Consider the following 17,771-nt stretch of genomic DNA (forward strand, 5'->3'; position numbering starts at 1 on the left):
CTCTCCCTCTATGGAAACATGTTTAGGAGCTAATGTTTACAGAGAGTCTGGTAATAAAATAGTTCGAAATAGACGTCAAAAAGTAGGTGATCCTAAATTGATTCATAAGTTAAAATCGGTAAATAATATTCTTATAGGTAAAATGGCTTTGGGAGATTTTCCGGGTTGGAAAAAAAACTGTTTAAAACGTTTAGATCGAATTCATGCCGAAAAACCGATTGATTTAATATTGTCTTCATTTGCTCCAGAAGATGCCCATGAAATTGCATTAGCTTTTAAAAAGAAAAACCAGGACGTTAAGTGGATTGCTGATATGAGGGATGAAATGAGTTTGAACCCCTTTTACAATGGTCAAAGAAAAGCTAAACTTCAACGTCTCGAAAAAGAAATAGAGCCCTATGTTGATGCAGTTTCCTCTGTGAGTTTACCAATTTTGGATGGTTTTAAATCATTGATGAATAAAAATCAAAACATCGATTTCATTGAGGTCAGAAATGGGTTTGATCATGAAAGAAGTGAGGTGTATAATTTCAACGAGGAATTTACCATGTTATATGCCGGAACTTTTTATGCCGAAAGAAAACCAACGGAGTTTTTTAAAGCTCTGGTAGAATTGGATCAAGAAGGAAAGCTTCCACAGGATATTCAAATACAATTATTAGGAACGCATCTTAATTTCAAAATTCCTGCTGTATTGAAAGATAAAATAAAAGTGTTACCATCAATGTCTAATGAAGAATGTTTAAGTTACATGTTCAAGGCAGATTGTAATTTACTTTTACATCCTCCAATGGGAGTGAAAGGAGTTTTTACAGGAAAGCTTTTTGAGTATTTATCTACAATGAAGCCTGTATTTGGAATGGTTGATCTGGATGATGTTGCAGCAGACTTAATTCATGAATTAAATGGAGGGGTATGTGTAGATTTTTATGATGTTGAAGGAATTAAAAGATCTTTTTTAACCTTGTACAAACAATGGCAACAAAAGGAGAAACAGGCCTATAAAGAAGAACTTGTGCCAACATTACATAGAAAAACTCAAACCAAGATAGTTGAAGCTCAAATTGAAAAGCTACTCGCATGAAAATTCTGTTTCTAGCCGATGTTAATTCTTCTCATACCCGAAAATGGGTGATGGGACTTCGAAAAAATAATATAGAAGTAGCAATCTTTAGTATGTCGGCTCCAAGAGAAGATTGGTATACTAATATAAGTGTAGAATGTGTTTATTTTGGAGCAGATCCGAGTTTACAAGATAAACAAAGTGCATTTGCCAAACTTTCTTATTTAAAGGCTGTAAAAGAGGTTAAAAGTTTTGTTAAAAAAATACAACCTGATGTTGTACATGCTCACTATGCTACGTCTTACGGATTACTAGGCGCTTTATGTGGTAGAAGGCCTTACATTATCTCTGTTTGGGGCTCTGATATTCAGGACTTCCCTTACAGGTCTATGGTGCATAAGCAAGTAATGCGTTTTATCTTTAATAAAGCAGATTTAATTTGTTCTACGAGTGATTCTATGCTTAAGGACATCGACTATGTTGGTGCTAAACGTAAAGTGAAACTTCCCTTTGGAATTAATTTAGAAGAGTTTAAGGTGAAAACACACATAGATAAGGATGTTTTACACTTTGGTACCGTTAAAACTATGGATACGGTTTATGGAGTTGATATTCTTATTCGGGCATTTCATAAGTATTTGGAGCAAACTAAGAGGAAGGATGTACTTGAGTTGTACGGGAAAGGTCCTCAAATGGAAAATTTAAAAGACCTTGTCAAGGTACTAGGAATAGATAATTCTGTTCATTTTCACGGTTATGTTAACAGAGTAGATATAGCAGAGGCTTACTTAAACTTAGATGTATACATGTCTTTGTCAAGAAGAGAAAGCTATGGTGTTGCTGCGCTCGAAGCTTCTGTTTCAGGTTTGCCATTAATTACAAGTGAGGCGGAAGGCTTTAAAGAAGTTTTAGTGGAAGGTGAAACGGGTTATAGAGTTGAAATAGAGCCTTTAAACCTACAATTAGTAGTAGATAAAATGATGCTCCTACAGAATGTAGAATTGCGAAAGGAAATTGGTTTGAAAGGAAGAGAAAGAGTGGTTGAGTTTTTTAACTTTGAAAATGATATCCAGCAACAAATAAAAATATACAGAGATTTACTCGATGAAGGAGTTTGTAAAGAATAAGGTATATCCTTTAAGTTTATTTTTAATACCTATAGTCCTTGTCAATGCGACAAAATTTATTGTGCCAGCTATAGCTTTGTGGGTAGTCGCCTCATTTTTTCATTTTCAAAAACCAGTTTGGAAAGAAATTCCTTGGATAATTTATGGAATACTTTGTTTTTTCATACTACATGTCATTGGATTAATCAACACGGAAAATTTGGGATATGCGGGGAAAGATTTGGAAACAAAACTGTCTTTTGCAATCTTTCCAGTCATTTATATTTTCACTTATAAAAATCTAAAATTAGAGGCGATATCATGGGGGAAATGGGGATTTGTTGTAGCAAGTGGATTCGCAATGCTTCATTCTTTTATTAAAGCATATCTCTGTGATTCTTCTGGATATGGAGCGTGTTATGCCCCTCATGTGTATGGTTTTCAAATGCATGGAACCTATTTAACTGCAATTTATTTGTTCTCTGCAGTTTTACTGATAAAATGGCAAAAGTTTAATTTCGTAGCATTAATTTTAAAAGTACTTTATGTACTGCTTCTTTTAGTTTCATTATACTATATAAGATCCTTAAGCAGTATAGTAGTTGTTGCCCTGTTAGCGATTATTTTGTGGGGTAGGGCGATTTTTAAAATGAAAAGTTGGTTGCTGAAGATTTCTGTTATTCTACTTCCTCTTATGTTTCTATTTAATATAAGTAGAATCGAAGCTGTTGAAAGAGATCTGGATTCGACTGCAACAACTATAGAGAATTATATTAAGGATAAAGATCTTTTCTTGGAAAACGCAAAGGATAATTCAAATTCTTCAGGAGTAAGGATGGTATTATACACGCTGTCATGGGAGTTAATTCAAGAGCATTTTTTTGGAGTGGGAACGGGGGATGTAAAAGATGTATTGTATAAGAAATATGAGGCATATGGTTTTCATAACTATATAGAGAAAAAATACAATCCCCACTCACAGTTTTTTCAAACGTTTATCGCTTTAGGCTTTTTGGGAGCTCTGTTATTAATATATGTACTTATACACCCTATCCTTTGGGTGAAAGCATATAAACAAAAGGAAATATTTTATTTAGCTATTATTATTTTTATTTCCTGCGCTTTCGAATCTTTTTTAGAGAGGCAGGTAGGCGTAATTTTCTTTAGCTTTGCAGCTTTCTTATTAGTTAACCCTAAAGCATTAAAAAAAGCATAAATTAGTGAAAGTATCAGTTGTAATACCTTGTCGTAATGAAAAACCATACATCATAGAATGTTTGGATGCTATTTATGCCAATACCTTGGTGGAAAAGGAGGAGATTGAAGTGTTGATAATTGATGGACAAAGTGATGATGGTACAAGAGAACTTGTCGAATCTGTTTTAGGAAACTATAAGAACCTTAGAATTATTGATAACCCTCAAAGAATAACTCCTGTAGCTTTTAATCTTGGGGTAACGAACAGCACGGGTGAATATGTTCAACGTGTAGATGCACGTCACATTATTTGTGAAAATCACTTAGAAACAGGAATACGCTTACTGGAAAATCAGGAGGAGATCTGGTGTGTAGGTTCAAAATTGATCAATGAATACACCAACCAAGAAGGTGCAATTATTTCAAAAGCTATGGATACCCCTTTTGGTATGGGGGTAGGGAACTTTAGAATTCTGGAAAAATCAGGATTTACGGATACAGTAACGAGTCCTATGTATCCCAGATGGGTTTTTGATAAGATAGGTATGTTTGATGAAGAATTGGTCCGCAACCAGGATGATGAATTCAACTATCGATTGACACAGGCCGGAGGGAAGGTTTGGTTCGAAGCTTCAATTTGGCTAAAATACTACGTGAGGTCTACCTATGCAGGATTAAAAAAACAATTCTTTCAATATGGATACTGGAAGGTTTTTGTCAATAAGAAACACAAGGCCGTGACTACCGTCAGACAGTTGTTTCCACCGTTGTTTGTGTTGTTTGCTATCCTGAGTATTCCTTTGATGTTGTTGCATCCGTTCTTTATGTATGCGATAGCCTTAACGTGGTTGCTTTATGGTGCTTTAGCGCTCTATTTTGGATTTAAAAAAGGGACAGGCATTAAAGAAAGTTTCGGTATAATTCGCAGCTTTTTAATCATGCACTTTCAATATGGAGGAGGTTATTTAAAGGGTATCTATCACTTTTATCTGCTCAATAGAAAACCTTCACAGCGAGAAACAAAACTTTCGAGGTAGTTAATACCCAATGTGGAAAATAGCATCTCCTTTATTGACTATTGGAGCTTCATTTACAGCGAAAATATAACCATTCATAGGAGATTTAAAGCTACGCTCTGTTTTTCCAAAAGGGTCTGAAATAACACCGATTATCGTTCCTTTTTCTACATACGAACCATTCAATATACGCAAATCAAACATTCCCGACATAGGTGCACGTAACCATTTGGATTGTCTAAGTAATGTTGAGCCACGTTGTATTTCATCACCGTCGTCTATCATGTCCAAGTGATGCATGACACGTTTTACTCCACGTATACCTTCTTCCACGATGAAAGGATCTATTCTGTTTGCTTTTCCTCCTTCAAACAAGATGATGTTTTTCCCTTTTTTACTCACAGCTTCTCTCAATGATTTCGGAATCAATTTTGAATCTTTGATGAAAGGCGCGTCGAAAACTTCGGCCAATTCTACCGCTTGTGGATTCGAAAAGTCACATCTAATTTGAGGATAATTATTACGCTGTGCAGCTCCAGTGTGTATATCTATGATGATGTCAGCCAAAGGAGCGATGTGTTTCATAAAAGCGTAGGCGAACTGACTGGCTAAAGAACCACTTGCAGTACCCGGAAAACTTCTGTTTAAATCTCGGCCATCAGGTAATTCACGCATGAAGTTTAAAAAACCAAAGATGTTAAGAACAGGGATACAAATTACTGTTCCCCGTTGTGGTTTGTTTAAACCTGAACGAACAATTTTTCGAACAATTTCTATCCCGTTGATTTCATCTCCGTGAACGCCACCTAATAATAGAAGAGTTGGACCCTTTTTCTTGGCGTGATCAACAATGATAGGAATGTTCACCGGACTTGCTGTATGCAGTTTGGCCACTTCCAAATTAATGATGGCCTTCTTACCCGGTTGAACAATCGTATCTAATATTTGTATGGGTTTATTCATTATACCTTACGTTGTAAGTATTCTATGATTTCACCTGCGATATCTTTGTGCGTTGCGCGCTCTATACCTTCCAATCCTGGAGATGAATTTACTTCTAATACAAGAGGTCCGCGCTCACTTTGTAACATGTCTACACCGGCAATGCCTAAGTTTAATGCTTTCGCTGCAAGTATCGCAGTTTCTTCTTCACGTTCTGTTAATTCAATAATTTTAGCGCTACCGCCTCGGTGAAGGTTAGATCTAAATTCTCCTTCTTTCCCTTGACGTTTCATAGCGCCAACAACTTTCCCATCTACAACAAAGGCACGTATATCAGCTCCTTTAGATTCTTTGATGAATTCTTGAACGATAACTCTTGCTTTTAAACCATTGAAAGCTTCTAATACAGATTCAGCAGCTTTTTTACTTTCTGCTAAAACCACTCCTAGTCCCTGTGTACCTTCTAATAACTTAATTACAATAGGTGCTCCACCTACCGCATCAATTAAATGTTCTACGTTATTGGAGTAGTTGGTAAATACCGTTTTCGGCATTCCAACTCCCTTTTTTGTGAGTAATTGTAAACTTCTTAATTTGTCTCTAGAGTTGCTTAAACCATTTGAACTTACAGTTGTGAAAGTTCCCATCATTTCAAATTGACGAACCACGGCCGTTCCAAAGAAGGTTACCGAAGCTCCGATACGAGGAATAACAGCGTCATATCCCTCTAAATATCTGTTTTTGTAGTAAAGAGTAGGGTTTTCTTTTTCCATCTCTAAACTACATTTTAAATGATCTATTACATCCACCTGGTGTCCGCGTAATACCCCTGCTTCTACAATTCTTCGTGTTGAATAAAGGTTGGCATCTCTACTTAGTACTGCTATTTTCATTTAATGTGTTTGACTGTGTGATAAATTCTTTTTTGATGTGTCTACCAAAAAATTGTTGTTTAGTAATTTTCTTCCCAAAAGTACTGGGTATTTCATTTTGTCTCTGCGTGACAAGGTGAACTCTGTGTTAAATATTTTTCCGAACAGAGTAATAGTTCCTTTCACCTTGTATCTAAGTTGACTTTGACCAGAACTACTTCTGACCTTTTTTAGACTATATTCCTTAAATGTAATAATTTCTCCGGTGTATTGTAAGTGTTGGTCTGAAAGGAAAATAACCTTAAGTTCATTATTTTCCTCCCAAATTTCACTGCAGTGTATCGTTGAGGTATAAGCTCCAGTGTCAATTTTAACCTTTACATCTTTTAAATTGAAATCGGGAAAGTTTGCCTTGTCGCTTTTTCCTATGATAAATTTCTCTTTTTTCATGGGCGTTATTCTAACCATTGAATATAAACATCAAATTCGATTTTATCGGTGTTGATTTCAATTCGTCCAGGAAATTTGTCTTGAGCATTAGTAGCGGTGTAGGTTTGAAAGTCTATCGTTTCCTCGTGAATCAAGTCGTCATTTTGTGTCCCAAAATCATCCGTAATTTGATCGAAATCCCAAAAGCTAAAATTTAAACTTACATTGAGGTTGTTGAAAGTTGTATCCTTCGAAAAATCAAATTCAAACTCATCTACTGGATTCGCTGGAGCGTCGAAATACGTTTCTTGTGATGCGAAAATCAAGTTGTTGTTTAAATCAGTTAACTCAAAGTACATATCAGCATTGGTTAGATCTAAATCATCGTAGTAGTCGCCAAAATAAAGCGTGTCATACTCTTGAACTTCAATTCTGGTAATTTTAAATTTTGTAAAATACTTGCAGCTACCATCCTCCTTGATTGCTTCTTCGGCATAGTTACTAGCCGCAGGATTCGTACATCCTTTTTTATTACATGCTGTAAGTAAGGGGAGTGCAAAAAGAGATAAGTAAAGTGCGTGTTTAAATAATTTCATAATATAGATGTTGAATATTGTATGATCCTCCAAAAACAAAATTGTTGCCAGAACAGAAATCCCTACAATTTTAATCTTTAATCCAAGTAAGTTTATCTTTCATAACCTTTAAGCGCATAAACCCAAAGCTCACCGTTACTTCCTTGCCATTTAATTCCTCTACGGTACCATTTTGTTTGGTTTCATTCAGCTTTACAGTGCTACCAACTTTTATTTTATCTAAAAATTGATTGTCTTTTTTCTTGGTGTTATTTCGCTGTTTCTTTTGCGGTTTATTTACGTTCTTTTTGAGTTCGATTTCTCTTTTTTGTTCGTCAATTTTAAACTTTTCTGTAGCGATATATTTTTTAACCTCTTGCAATAAACCATCATTGGCATTTTTAGACTTAGCGTTACTTTTATATTGATTGATGAAGTTTTGCAGTTTTTTTCCTTTTTGGATCAAATTGTTGTTCTTCTCATACAAGTCTTGTTGCGCCGCTAGTTTTTCTTCAAATTTCTTTTTAGAAGTTTCAAATTTGTTTTTAGCCTTGAGTGCTATTTCTTGGGCTTCGATGTGTTCTTTATTGAGTCGAGCCAAATAAGTTTTTTCGCGCTGTAACTCACTTAAAAGCTGGTCCATCTTAACCTTCTTTTCGTCTAAACGAGTTTTAGCCTCTTCAATCAACTCAATGTCAATACCGTTTATTTGTGCAACTTCAAAAGTAAAAGAACTTCCAGGTTGACCTAAACTTAACTTGTAAAGTGGTTCCAAGGTCTCCGTATCGAAAAGCATACAACCATTTACAGCATTTCTAAGTTTATCGGCTTTTAATTTAATATTGGCGTAGTGGGTGGTGATAACACCAAAACACTTTTTATTGTATAACGATTCAAAAAATACTTCAGCCAGTGCTCCCCCCAAATCTGGGTCAGATCCTGTACCAAATTCGTCAAGAAGTAGCATGGTTTTTTTATTAGCTACCTCCAAGAAGTGTTTCATTCTTTTCAACCTGTAACTGTAGGTACTCAATTCATTTTCTATGGATTGATTATCACCAATATCTGTTAACAAGGCATTGAAGAAGCACATTTTACTGTTTTCGTGAACAGGTACCAGCAAACCGCATTGCAGCATCAACTGCAATAATCCAACAGTTTTAAGGGTTATACTTTTACCACCTGCATTGGGTCCAGAAATTACGAGCATACGAGAAAACTTATCCATACTCAAGTATTGAGGGATAGTTGGCTTGTTTGCTGCTTTGTTTTTCATTAATAATACAGGATGATAAGCTTCAATCAACTCTAGTTCTGTAGTGTCTTGTATGGCGGGAAGTACACCATCAAACATCAACGCCAAGCGAACTTTAGCTTGAATGAAATCAAACTCTGTTAAAAGTTCTTGATAGGCTTTTATCAAAGGAAGATGAATCGAAAGCTCCTTTGTAAGTGCTTTTAATATTTTAAAAATTTCTTTACGCTCATCGTCGAGTAATAATTCTAACTCGTTGTTTAAAGGAACGTTAACTTGGGGTTCAATGTAGGTTAACCCTCCTGTTTTAGAAGATCCAACAACATTACCACTTACTTTCCTTTTGTGAGAGGAAATAACCGACAACACCCTGCGTTCGTCTAAAAAGGCTTCTCTGGTGTCACTAACCAGTCCATCCTTCATCAGTTTTCGCAATTCTCTATCAAAATTTTTATTGATTTGAATACGCGTACTTTTGATTTGTTGGCGAATTTGGAAAAGCTCTTCAGAGGCGTCGTCTTTAATTTCTCCAGATTTATCAAACACTTCATTGATAGGGTCCGCAATTTCTTTGGTGAAATAAACATCCTTCAATAAGGCATTTAAATGAGGGTAGTCTTCTTCTCTTTTGTTAAAGAAGTAAACCAAAGTGTTACACAACAAACTAGCACGTAGTAAGCGTCCAAAACTTTCTTTTTGTAAAGCAGAATTCGCAATGGGTAACATGCGAATTTCAGTTTTTAATTCTTCAAAGTCTATGCGCGGAAACTGTTCTCCCTCTGTTCTGATTTGTTTGTATTCGTTGGCATTGTTCAAATCTATCAACAGCTTTTTATTACTTTTTACTGGAGTTAAATTCAAGATGCGTTGGAGGGCAGTTTCACCCACACAAAATTCACTCATCTTTTCAATGAGGAAGTCGAACTCTAAATCTTTGTAAGTTTGTTTATCGTAATGTAACATCTAATTACAAAAATAATTTTAATCCTTTTCGCAGCTCATTTATCTTGAATTAATGAGCGCTTTATAAGTAAATAAATAGAAGACGAAAAAGTTTAAAGAAATGCATATTTATTTTTTATGTATTATTAGGCAGAATACATCCAATATGCAAAAAATTAAATCAATCAGTCTAGCATTGCTTCCGATACTTGGAGTATTGGTAATCGGTGTTGCTATTTATGCCTTCTTTCAAAGTACACCCGCTTTGATTTTTGTATTTTTCTTGGTCTTAGTCTCGCTGCTGCTATCCATGGGAATCTACAAGAGATCTATGCGTAAATCTAAGGAAAAAGTAAAAGTTGTAGAAACAGATTTACCAGAAATAGAAAATGATTTGATTTATATAGATCCTAACAATTTTGAAGCTAACTTTTCAAAAGAAAAAGGATTGCTTTATCTGGCTGGAGAAAAGGTAGTTGATCAGGAAGTTACACTTACACAAGTAGTTTACGATAAATTGACAGATGATTTAAAAATGAGTTTTAGCTCAGGAATAAAAGTCATAGCAAAGGGTATGCAAAACATAGGAGTAGGAGATCAACAGGTGTGTTTGTTCTACTTTGATCATATGTTAATAAAGGTTGGAAAGCGTTCTAGAAGCTTCACCATGCATAAAAAAGAACTCTATGAGGTTCTCGAAGAGGAGGAGAGTCATGTTATTTTTACTCATAAGATTCCTCCACTTGTGTTTCATTGGTAGTTGGTGTTTCTTCTTCATTTTCAAGGAATACCAAGAAGGCTATTAATCCAAGTAAGAATAGTATAAGAAACAATTTGGGATCTTTGTAAAGTGGTTTTTTGGGACGTTTTGTTAGACGCTTGTAGCCATGAGAAACAGTCGCAAAGTCTTTGTACTTTTTCAATTGCTCTTCAGAAGGTTCAATTTCTGATTTTCTATTGATTTTAAATTTTCTCATTATTTCTAGTATACCTCTTTCTTAATTTTTTCAATGATTCTGTATAAACGCATTTTTGCGTTGGCTTCACTTATGGCATAGATACTTGCAATTTCGCGAAAAGATTTTTGTTGGAAAAACCTCAACTCTATCAAGTCTAAATATTCTTGCTTTAGGTTATTGAGTATTTCAACAAGTTGTTCTTGCTTGTCTTGATTATCGCTTTCATCAATATCCATGAAGTCCATAAAACTCACCACATGCTTTTCTTCCACCTCTACTGTGTAAACTTTCTTATTTTTTCTAAAGAATTGATTGATTTCATTTTGAGCTATTCGAATGAGCCATGTGCTAAAAGCATAGCCCTTGTCTTCGTATTTCCCGATAGCAGCAAAGGCTTTAATGAAGGTTTGTTGCGTTATGTCACCCGCCAAAGCTTCATTTCCTCCCAAACGTTTGAAGGCAAACCTGAAGATTTTATCAAAATTTCTTTTGTATAATTCTCCAAATGCCTTTTCACTTTGTTTAGCAGTCTCTATGAGCTGTGATTCAGTGAGTTGAGTGAGTTTCCGTTTCTTTATCATTGTTCTTTGCAGTAGAGCGTTCTACAAGTTTAATACACTTTTAGTTAAAAGTAACAGATTGTCATAATATTAACTTTTTTATATCCAACCCTCGCCGTTAATCCTACGTTTTATAGGTGTGAAATTATTTTTAATAATTATTTTTACGAACGAAATTTATTAAAACTATGAAGAAAATTTACTTATTAGCGGGTGCTTTGGTTGGTTCTTTAGGAATCAATGCACAAGTTGCTCCTACCTATTCAAACCAAGCTCAAAAAACAGATGCTTTTAAATCAAGACCTGCATACCACGGGTTAGAGCAGTTCCAAAATAGAGCTGAAGGTGATGTAGTTTGGTCAAACGATTTTGAAACAGCTTCAGATTGGGATCACGTTGACGGTCCAAACCACACAGATGGAGATTGGCAAATAGTAAGTGCTGTACCAGCATCTTTAGTGAGTCAAGAGCCTTCTTACGGTTTTCCTATAGAAATGAACTCTCCAACAGGTGACGTAAACTCAGGAAGTTTCGCATTCATCAATTCTGATGAAGCTGGAGGAAGTGCGACACAGGATGCTTACTTTGAATTGCAATCAGATATCGATTTATCAGGATACGCAAACACTGCACTTTCGGTAAGTTGGTACCAAATTTTCCGTCACTTCTATGATGCAAACTACATTGGTGTTTCTACAGATGGTGGTGCTACTTGGACAGATTACTTAGTAAACGATTTAGGAGTAAACGTTAACTCTAACGATTTAGGAGTTTTACAAAACGTACTTTCTCTTCCTACGCCAGCAGGTGGATGGACAGCAACTACTAGAATTCGTTTGAAATACGAAGGACAGTGGGATTGGTTCTGGGGAGTTGATGATATTGAACTTTTCGAAACTTACTCTAATGATTTATCGATCAACTACTTTAGACCATTAGCAGGTAACGATCCAACAATGCATATACCATTGGATTACACATATATTCCAACTACACAATCTTCTTTCCCTGGATTCTCAGGTCAAGCTGCATTCAAAAACTTAGGAGCAGTTGATCAAACTGATGCAGCATTGAAAATGGATGTTGTAGGACAATCTTACTCAGAAGTTGGAACTACGAAAAGTTTAGTAGCTCAAGCTACAGATACTTTCGAAGTTTCTACATTATTTGATATTGTAAGTGCAGGTGTTGGTACATACCAATTCATTGGAACACCAGATTTAGGAACTGCAACAGATGCAGTTCTAACGAATGACACGATTATCAAGGAAGCATACTACGGTGGAAACATCTTCGCTCGTGATGATGAGTCATTAAGAGGTGCTATCGGTGGTTTAGCAGGTACTTTAAATGGTCAAGCTTTAACGATTGGTAACTACATGGAAGCATTTGATGATGTAAACATCGGAATGATGAAAATGTACATCGTTGGTGCAGCAGACAACACTCCTTACATCGGACAAGAGGTTTACGGAGCTATTTACTTATTAAATGGAGACGGAACAGCTACTTTGGCAGCAACTACAGAAGTATACACGTTAACTGATACTGATATGGATAGCTGGATTTCAATTGGAATGGACGGCGGAGGAATTGCTACAATTCCTGCAGGTACAGCATTCATCGCAACAGTGAACAACAGTGGTGGATCTACTCCAGTACGTTTCGGTATGGCACAAAGTGTTGAACAAGGAACTGTATTAGGAATTGACCCAACTTCTGCAGCAGGAGATGTATACAACTTAACAGATCCAGAAGCTATTAAAATTAGAATCTTGGAATCTGCGTTAAGTGTAGAAGAAGTTGAGGCTAACTTTAACTTAAGTGTTTACCCTAACCCAGCAACTGATAATGTAAACTTAGACTTTACATTGGCTGCACAAACTGACGTAACTGTTACAATTACAGATATCGCAGGTAAAGTAGTTTACACAGATGCAATTGGAAGTTTAAATGCTGGTGAACACACAACTGCAATTTCAACAAACGGATTAACAAACGGAGTTTACATCTGTAACTTCGTAGCTGGTGATTCAGTTGTTACTAAGAAATTGGTGGTTAAAAAATAATTTCACACAATTTTAAGAAGTACCCCAGAGAGATCTGGGGTATTTTTTTGTTTTAAACTTCGCGCATTTATTTATTTTTGCGCCTAAACCGATTACATAGAAATTATGAAAGGATATGTATTTCCAGGTCAAGGAGCCCAGTTTTCAGGAATGGGAAAAGATCTGTACGATAACTCAGAAAAAGCAAAAGAACTTTTCAATAAAGCCAACGAAATTTTAGGATTTGATATCACTAAAATTATGTTCGAAGGAACCGATGAAGAGTTGAAGCAAACGAAAGTAACTCAACCAGCAATATTTTTACACTCTACTATTTTAGCAGAGGTCTTAGGTGATTCTTTTCAACCGAATATGGTGGCAGGTCACTCATTAGGAGAATTATCTGCTTTAGTTGCGAACAAAACTTTAGCCTTCGAAGATGGATTAAAGTTGGTGTATAAACGTGCATTGGCTATGCAAGAGGCTTGTGAAAAAGAGCCTTCTACAATGGCTGCAATCTTAGGGTTGGAAGATGCAGTAGTTGAAGCTGTTTGTGAAGAGGTTGATGGAGTAGTTGTAGCAGCTAACTACAATTGTCCAGGTCAATTGGTAATCTCAGGAGCAGTTGAGGCAATTGATAAAGCATGTGCATTAGCTACTGAAAAAGGAGCGAAAAGAGCTTTGAAATTGCCCGTAGGTGGAGCATTCCACTCTCCTTTAATGGAGCCAGCTCGTGAGGAATTGGCAAAGGCTATTGCTGCTACTGAATTTTCAACGCCAATTTGCCCAGTTTACCAAAACGTTACAGCAAGTGCGGTTTCAAATCCAGATGAAATTAAAGAAAACTTAATGGCACAATTAACTGCGCCTGTGCGTTGGACACAAACTATGCAACAAATGATTGCTGATGGTTGTGAAGAAATCGTAGAGGTGGGACCAGGAAAAGTGCTACAAGGTCTATTTAAAAAAGTAGATAGAAAGTTTCCAACTTCTAGTGCTACGTTGTAATAAGCATTCAATACAAAAAAGGCGATGGTTAACCATCGCCTTTTTTTATAGCTTATAATTCAATAAATCTAAATCTAATAATTTGTGGAAGTAACTTCTTTTTAAATGACTTTCTAAAAGTTTTAGATGTTCAATTCTATGACAATCCGTTCCTGCTAAATCCACAAGTTTATTGTCTATTAACAACTCTGCTTGCTTTTTAATGTGTGGACCATAATGTCCGGTTAAAGAGTTTAAGTTAACTTGTATCAGTACGCCTTTTTCTCTTAATTCCCTCGCCTTTTCTACCGATCCGTGGTAGTATAAATAACGTTCGAAATGTGCAAGAACTGGTGTGTAACCTTTGGTTTGTAATTGAAAAATTAGCGCATCAATTCCCATAGGTTCGTTGGTGAAACTAAACTCAAAGAGTACGTGATTTCCTGCCCACGTTAATACATCATCATTGTCAATTCTTTCAATAAAAGTCTCATCAAAGAAGTATTCTGCTGCAACCTCTACTTGTATATCTAGATTTGTTTTCTCCAATTCATCTAATAACACATTGTAAGCATCTGTAATGCTTTTAGTTGTGTTAGGGTAGAGGTCTGTGTAAACGTGCGGGGTGGTTATTATTCTATCGTATCCTAATTCCTTGAATTTTGTTAACATACCTATGGATGCATCTACATTTTGTGCACCATCATCTACTCCTGGTATTAAATGGCTGTGTACATCTATGCCCAAACGCGATAGATCGACAGGAGTTTTTGCTTCTTTCTTCTTAAATAATGAAAACATAATTCAAATTTTTTAAGTAGCTAAGATTCGTATTGATTCGTGTAGTATTCTTGATAGTCTCCTGAAATAATGTTTTCAGTCCACTCTCTATTGTTCAGATACCAGTCTACTGTTTTTTCTAATCCTTCTTCAAACTGTATACTTGGCGTCCAGCCTAATTCTTTCTCCAGTTTAGAAGCATCAATGGCGTAACGTTTGTCATGACCAGCTCTATCTGTAACGAATTTGATAAGCTTTTTAGAACTGCCCTCTGGTCTACCAAGTTTGTGATCCACAATAGATATCAAAGCATGAACTAAGTCTATATTGGTCCATTCATTCAATCCACCAATGTTATACGTTTCACCTAATCTTCCTTCGTGGAATATTTTATCAATTGCAGCCGCATGGTCTTCAACCCATAACCAATCTCTGATGTTATCACCTTTTCCGTAAATCGGTAAATCCTTTTCTTGTACAATGTTGTTAATCATTAAAGGAATTAACTTTTCAGGGAATTGATGGCTCCCGTAATTGTTCGAGCAATTCGAAATTTTTACCGGTAAACCATAGGTGTGATGATAGGCCATTACAAAGTGATCTGAAGAAGCTTTCGATGATGAATAGGGACTTCTTGGATCGTATGCTGTAGTTTCGCTAAATAGACCTTCAGCACCTAAAGAACCATATACTTCATCTGTTGATATATGGTAGAATAAGCGGTCTTTAGCACCAGCCCATTTTTCTTTGGCAATATTCAAAAGGTTTACCGTTCCCACAACATTTGTCATTACAAATGCCATAGGACCAGAAATACTTCTATCTACATGCGACTCAGCCGCAAGATGAATAATATCAGTGATATAAAAATTAGAAAACACTTTTTCAAGATCTGAAAGTTCACAGATGTCTCCTTTTACAAAGGTGTAGTTGTCTGCATTTTCAAGGTCTTTTAGATTGTTTAAATTTCCAGCATAGGTCAATGCATCAAAATTAATGATGTGATATTCTGGGTAATTGTTTACCAATCTACGTACAAGGTGAGAACCGATAAAACCGGCTCCACCTGTAACTAATATGTTTTTCTTGTAATCCATTTATTTACCGAAAGTCATTTGTTCGTTGCGTTTCTCGTAAATGCGCTCAATGATTTCCACTACTTTCAAACCTTCTAAAGCATTTGTTGTAGCTGTAGTTCTACCTTTTAAAGTGTCTACAACATTATTAATGATGTAGTGGTGATTGGCAGCAGACCCTTTGTATGCTCCGTAGTCATTTCCAGGGTTTGTTGGTGCCAATTCAGGCATTTCATATCCTGCTATATTACAAACTTCAACTTCGTTCATATATTGTCCACCTATCTTAACAGATCCTTTTGAACCTATAATGGTCATAGAACTTTCTAAGTTTTGATTAGCAACCGCAGTAGAATAGTTTAATGATCCCATTCCTCCATTGATAAAGTCAAAACTTACAAATCCAGAATCTTCAAAATCTGTAGAATCTTGATGCGTAAAATCGGCAAATTTTCCTTGAATGTTTTCTATATCTCCAAATAACCAGTACATGATGTCAATGAAGTGTGAGAATTGCGTGAAAAGTGTACCACCGTCTAAATCTTGTGTTCCTTTCCATCCTCCAGCTTTATAATAGCGGTCGTCTCTGTTCCAATAGCAGTTCAACTGAACCATGTGTATATCACCAAGAGTCCCGTTAGAAACGATTTCCTTGATCCATTCAGAGGGCGGAGAGTAACGGTTTTGCATTACGCAAAATACTTGTTTAGACATTTGTAAAGATTTGAAAATTATCTTCTCACAATTGTCTTTGCTCAGTCCCATAGGTTTTTCACAAACAACATGGTATTTATTTTCTAATGCCTTGATAGATTGCTCAGCATGTAGACCGTTAGGTGTACAGATATTTACAACATCAATCTCTATATTAGCTGCTAATAGCTCATCTATAGAAGAAAAGAAAGGAACATCGAAATGCTCTGCATCACATGCCTTTTGATCTCTAACATCTACTAATGCTACTAATTCTGCCTCCTCATTTCGTCTAATCATTTCTGCATGGCGTTTTCCGATATGCCCTGCACCAATAACAGCGAATTTTATTATATCCTTACTCATTTATTTTTGTAACAGTATGATTATCTAATTTGTATTTTTCCTTACTTTCTGGACACGTTGCTATTCCTTCATGATTAAATTCAAGACGATGTCCGTACTCACTCATCCAACCTATTTGTTTAGCTGGATTTCCAACAACTAACGCGTAAGCTGGAATATGTTTGGTTACTACGGCACCTGCTCCAATAAAAGCAAATTCTCCAATATCATGGCCACAAACGATAGTTGCATTTGCACCAATAGAAGCACCGCGTTTAACCCTAGTTCTTTCGTATTGTCCTCTTCGGTTTACCGCACTTCTGGGATTGGTAACATTTGTAAAGACCATAGAAGGACCTAAAAACACATCTTCTTCACAGATAACGCCCGAGTAGATAGAAACGTTGTTTTGGACCTTACAGTTCTTTCCTAAGGTAACATCAGGTGATACCACAACGTTTTGACCAATGTTACAGCCTTCTCCCAGGGTAGCATTATTCATGATGTGGGAAAAGTGCCAAATTTTAGTTCCTTTTCCAATCGCAGCTCCTTCGTCAATTACTGCTGTTTCATGTGCGAAGTAATCCATATTAGTTGATGTATTTTTCGAAATTGTTATGTTCTTTTTTATACAGTTTTTCTTCGGGTAGGTCTTTGAAATACGCGTAGGTTCTTTTCAATCCTTCCGACCTGTCTATTTTTGGTGACCAGTCAAGTATTTCTTTGGCTTTACTAATATCTGGCTGACGTTGTTTTGGATCGTTTACAGGAAGTTCTTTATAGATTACTTTTTGGGTAGTTCCTGTTAATTGAATGATTTCTTCCGCAAAATCGCCAATGGTGATTTCATCTGGATTTCCAATGTTTACAGGTTGTGCGTAGTCAGAATGAAGCAAGCGAACAATTCCCTCTACTAAATCATCTAC

General features: G+C 36.0%; 18 protein-coding genes and 1 pseudogene. 7 read left to right on the forward strand and 12 right to left on the reverse strand.

Annotation, left to right across the window (positions count from 1 at the left end):
• From AC22ZQ_RS05110 to AC22ZQ_RS05125, 4 genes are all read left to right on the forward strand, one after another.
• On the forward strand, positions 1-1,084 hold a 1,084-nt coding region (locus AC22ZQ_RS05110; RefSeq protein WP_318957683.1), incomplete at its 5' end, for a glycosyltransferase family protein.
• Positions 1,081-2,190, forward strand: coding sequence for a glycosyltransferase (locus AC22ZQ_RS05115; RefSeq protein WP_318957685.1), 1,110 nt, complete (start codon positions 1,081-1,083; stop codon positions 2,188-2,190). The genes AC22ZQ_RS05110 and AC22ZQ_RS05115, both read left to right, overlap by 4 nt.
• Positions 2,168-3,385, forward strand: a complete 1,218-nt coding sequence (locus AC22ZQ_RS05120; protein ID WP_318957687.1) for an O-antigen ligase family protein — start codon at positions 2,168-2,170, stop codon at positions 3,383-3,385. The genes AC22ZQ_RS05115 and AC22ZQ_RS05120 overlap by 23 nt, the downstream gene beginning before the upstream one ends.
• A gap of 4 nt (positions 3,386-3,389) precedes the next feature.
• Positions 3,390-4,403: a glycosyltransferase family 2 protein gene (locus tag AC22ZQ_RS05125; protein ID WP_318957688.1), complete on the forward strand. Its 1,014-nt coding sequence runs from the start codon at positions 3,390-3,392 to the stop codon at positions 4,401-4,403.
• Here the strand turns inward: AC22ZQ_RS05125 and AC22ZQ_RS05130 are convergent, their stop codons facing one another.
• The 5 genes from AC22ZQ_RS05130 to AC22ZQ_RS05150 form a co-directional block, all read right to left on the reverse strand.
• Positions 4,404-5,345 (reverse strand): succinylglutamate desuccinylase/aspartoacylase family protein, encoded by a 942-nt coding sequence (locus AC22ZQ_RS05130; RefSeq protein WP_318957690.1) that lies wholly within the window; start codon positions 5,343-5,345, stop codon positions 4,404-4,406.
• On the reverse strand, positions 5,345-6,217 hold the full coding sequence (gene rimK, locus AC22ZQ_RS05135; protein WP_318957691.1) for a 30S ribosomal protein S6--L-glutamate ligase: 873 nt from the start codon (positions 6,215-6,217) through the stop codon (positions 5,345-5,347). Before rimK ends, AC22ZQ_RS05130 begins: the two co-directional genes overlap by 1 nt.
• Positions 6,218-6,646 carry an ATP-dependent zinc protease family protein gene (locus tag AC22ZQ_RS05140; protein WP_318957693.1) on the reverse strand — a complete coding sequence of 143 codons (429 nt, stop codon included), beginning with the start codon at positions 6,644-6,646 and terminating at the stop codon, positions 6,218-6,220.
• Positions 6,647-6,651: 5 nt separating this feature from the next.
• A complete protein-coding gene (locus AC22ZQ_RS05145) occupies positions 6,652-7,221 on the reverse strand; it encodes a hypothetical protein (protein ID WP_318957695.1) in 570 nt (189 codons plus the stop codon).
• Positions 7,222-7,291: 70 nt separating this feature from the next.
• Positions 7,292-9,418 (reverse strand): endonuclease MutS2, encoded by a 2,127-nt coding sequence (locus tag AC22ZQ_RS05150; RefSeq protein WP_318957696.1) that lies wholly within the window; start codon positions 9,416-9,418, stop codon positions 7,292-7,294.
• A 145-nt stretch (positions 9,419-9,563) separates the two neighbouring features.
• On the opposite strand from AC22ZQ_RS05150, the gene AC22ZQ_RS05155 reads away from it, so the two are divergent.
• Entirely contained in the window at positions 9,564-10,157 is a 594-nt protein-coding gene (locus tag AC22ZQ_RS05155; protein ID WP_318957698.1) for a hypothetical protein, read from the forward strand.
• On the opposite strand, the gene AC22ZQ_RS05160 is transcribed toward AC22ZQ_RS05155, so the two are convergent.
• The gene (locus AC22ZQ_RS05160) at positions 10,120-10,374 is read right to left on the reverse strand and encodes a hypothetical protein (protein WP_318957700.1); all 255 of its coding nucleotides are present in this window, start codon (positions 10,372-10,374) and stop codon (positions 10,120-10,122) included. The genes AC22ZQ_RS05155 and AC22ZQ_RS05160 overlap by 38 nt on opposite strands.
• Before the next feature lie 5 nt (positions 10,375-10,379).
• Entirely contained in the window at positions 10,380-10,937 is a 558-nt protein-coding gene (locus tag AC22ZQ_RS05165; RefSeq protein WP_318957701.1) for an RNA polymerase sigma factor, read from the reverse strand.
• Positions 10,938-11,104: 167 nt separating this feature from the next.
• On the opposite strand from AC22ZQ_RS05165, the gene AC22ZQ_RS05170 reads away from it, so the two are divergent.
• Together AC22ZQ_RS05170 and fabD are read left to right on the forward strand one after the other, a co-directional pair.
• Positions 11,105-12,985 carry a T9SS type A sorting domain-containing protein gene (locus AC22ZQ_RS05170; RefSeq protein ID WP_318957703.1) on the forward strand — a complete coding sequence of 627 codons (1,881 nt, stop codon included), beginning with the start codon at positions 11,105-11,107 and terminating at the stop codon, positions 12,983-12,985.
• Positions 12,986-13,090: 105 nt separating this feature from the next.
• Positions 13,091-13,972 (forward strand): ACP S-malonyltransferase, encoded by an 882-nt coding sequence (fabD, locus tag AC22ZQ_RS05175; RefSeq protein WP_318957705.1) that lies wholly within the window; start codon positions 13,091-13,093, stop codon positions 13,970-13,972.
• Between the two features lie 45 nt (positions 13,973-14,017).
• On the opposite strand, the gene AC22ZQ_RS05180 is transcribed toward fabD, so the two are convergent.
• The 5 genes and pseudogenes from AC22ZQ_RS05180 to AC22ZQ_RS05200 form a co-directional block, all read right to left on the reverse strand.
• Complete coding sequence (locus tag AC22ZQ_RS05180; RefSeq protein ID WP_318957707.1) at positions 14,018-14,752, reverse strand: tyrosine-protein phosphatase; 735 nt, start codon at positions 14,750-14,752, stop codon at positions 14,018-14,020.
• A gap of 20 nt (positions 14,753-14,772) precedes the next feature.
• Entirely contained in the window at positions 14,773-15,828 is a 1,056-nt protein-coding gene (gene rfbB, locus AC22ZQ_RS05185; RefSeq protein ID WP_318957709.1) for a dTDP-glucose 4,6-dehydratase, read from the reverse strand.
• A complete protein-coding gene (locus AC22ZQ_RS05190; RefSeq protein WP_318957710.1) occupies positions 15,829-16,866 on the reverse strand; it encodes a Gfo/Idh/MocA family protein in 1,038 nt (345 codons plus the stop codon).
• Positions 16,859-17,434 (reverse strand): acyltransferase, encoded by a 576-nt coding sequence (locus tag AC22ZQ_RS05195; RefSeq protein ID WP_318957712.1) that lies wholly within the window; start codon positions 17,432-17,434, stop codon positions 16,859-16,861. Before AC22ZQ_RS05195 ends, AC22ZQ_RS05190 begins: the two co-directional genes overlap by 8 nt.
• Position 17,435: 1 nt before the next feature.
• Positions 17,436-17,771 (reverse strand): annotated as a pseudogene (locus tag AC22ZQ_RS05200) (SDR family NAD-dependent epimerase/dehydratase); the annotation flags it as partial.

Source organism: Lishizhenia sp. (assembly GCF_057456495.1).

Coding starts and splice junctions, on each gene's coding strand:
- AC22ZQ_RS05160 (WP_318957700.1), bottom strand. CDS start 10,374: ATGAGAAAATTTAAAATCAATAGAAAATCAGAAATTGAACCTTCTGAA.
- AC22ZQ_RS05170 (WP_318957703.1), top strand. CDS start 11,105: ATGAAGAAAATTTACTTATTAGCGGGTGCTTTGGTTGGTTCTTTAGGA.
- rimK (WP_318957691.1), bottom strand. CDS start 6,217: ATGAAAATAGCAGTACTAAGTAGAGATGCCAACCTTTATTCAACACGA.
- AC22ZQ_RS05145 (WP_318957695.1), bottom strand. CDS start 7,221: ATGAAATTATTTAAACACGCACTTTACTTATCTCTTTTTGCACTCCCC.
- AC22ZQ_RS05130 (WP_318957690.1), bottom strand. CDS start 5,345: ATGAATAAACCCATACAAATATTAGATACGATTGTTCAACCGGGTAAG.
- fabD (WP_318957705.1), top strand. CDS start 13,091: ATGAAAGGATATGTATTTCCAGGTCAAGGAGCCCAGTTTTCAGGAATG.
- AC22ZQ_RS05115 (WP_318957685.1), top strand. CDS start 1,081: ATGAAAATTCTGTTTCTAGCCGATGTTAATTCTTCTCATACCCGAAAA.
- AC22ZQ_RS05180 (WP_318957707.1), bottom strand. CDS start 14,752: ATGTTTTCATTATTTAAGAAGAAAGAAGCAAAAACTCCTGTCGATCTA.
- AC22ZQ_RS05195 (WP_318957712.1), bottom strand. CDS start 17,434: ATGGATTACTTCGCACATGAAACAGCAGTAATTGACGAAGGAGCTGCG.
- AC22ZQ_RS05155 (WP_318957698.1), top strand. CDS start 9,564: ATGCAAAAAATTAAATCAATCAGTCTAGCATTGCTTCCGATACTTGGA.
- rfbB (WP_318957709.1), bottom strand. CDS start 15,828: ATGGATTACAAGAAAAACATATTAGTTACAGGTGGAGCCGGTTTTATC.
- AC22ZQ_RS05150 (WP_318957696.1), bottom strand. CDS start 9,418: ATGTTACATTACGATAAACAAACTTACAAAGATTTAGAGTTCGACTTC.
- AC22ZQ_RS05140 (WP_318957693.1), bottom strand. CDS start 6,646: ATGAAAAAAGAGAAATTTATCATAGGAAAAAGCGACAAGGCAAACTTT.
- AC22ZQ_RS05190 (WP_318957710.1), bottom strand. CDS start 16,866: ATGAGTAAGGATATAATAAAATTCGCTGTTATTGGTGCAGGGCATATC.
- AC22ZQ_RS05165 (WP_318957701.1), bottom strand. CDS start 10,937: ATGATAAAGAAACGGAAACTCACTCAACTCACTGAATCACAGCTCATA.
- AC22ZQ_RS05120 (WP_318957687.1), top strand. CDS start 2,168: ATGAAGGAGTTTGTAAAGAATAAGGTATATCCTTTAAGTTTATTTTTA.